Origin of the sequence: Serratia sp. CY33802 (assembly GCF_052169095.1) — a bacterium.
GTDB classification, from domain to species: Bacteria; Pseudomonadota; Gammaproteobacteria; order Enterobacterales; family Enterobacteriaceae; genus Serratia; species Serratia bockelmannii.
The window spans coordinates 1-711 of the sequence record NZ_JBJNLL010000019.1; the positions used below are offsets into that span (position 1 = coordinate 1).

Sequence of the window (711 nt, forward strand, 5' to 3'; positions counted from 1 at the left end):
TTGTATGCAAAAACCCCCAGCTAGGCTGGGGGTTCCGTAAAGCTTTCAGCTTTGAGCCAGTTATAAAGACCCCTTTTGATTTGTTAAAACAGTTTGCGGTCTGGCAACTGCGAACGTTCAACAAGAAATCAAAAGGGGGTCCCTATGAGGGACGAAAAGAGCTTAGCGCACACGCGCTGGAACTGTAAATATCACATAGTATTTGCGCCGAAGTACCGAAGACAGGTGTTCTACGGGGAAAAGCGCAGAGCAATTGGCAGTATCTTAAGAAAGCTTTGTGAATGGAAAAGCGTGAATATTCTGGAGGCGGAATGTTGTGTGGATCACATCCATATGCTTCTGGAAATTCCCCCCAAGATGAGTGTATCGGGGTTTATGGGGTATCTGAAGGGCAAGAGCAGCCTGATGCTTTATGAGCAGTTTGGGGATTTGAAGTTCAAATACCGTAACAGGGAGTTTTGGTGTCGAGGGTATTACGTTGATACGGTGGGTAAAAATACAGCCAAGATACAAGAATACATAAAGCACCAACTGGAAGAGGATAAGATGGGTGAGCAGTTGTCGATCCCCTATCCAGGTAGCCCGTTTACGGGTCGTAAGTAACCGATAGAAGCAAATGTCAGATCGCGATGCGCCTGTTAGGGCGCAGCTGGCAAGAGAGCCTTATAGGCGCATATGAAAAACCTCCGGCTATGCCGGAGGATATTTATT

Annotated in this window: 2 protein-coding genes; both read left to right on the top strand. The window is 46.7% G+C overall.

Going from position 1 to position 711, the window contains the following annotated elements:
* The coding region (locus ACJ8HA_RS23670) for a hypothetical protein (RefSeq protein ID WP_273831221.1) at positions 1–188 on the top strand (188 nt) is incomplete at its 5' end.
* Positions 145–603 carry an IS200/IS605-like element IS1541B family transposase gene (gene tnpA, locus ACJ8HA_RS23675; protein ID WP_141997679.1) on the top strand — a complete coding sequence of 153 codons (459 nt, stop codon included), beginning with the start codon at positions 145–147 and terminating at the stop codon, positions 601–603. The genes ACJ8HA_RS23670 and tnpA, both read left to right, overlap by 44 nt.
* Positions 604–711: the final 108 nt, after the last annotated feature.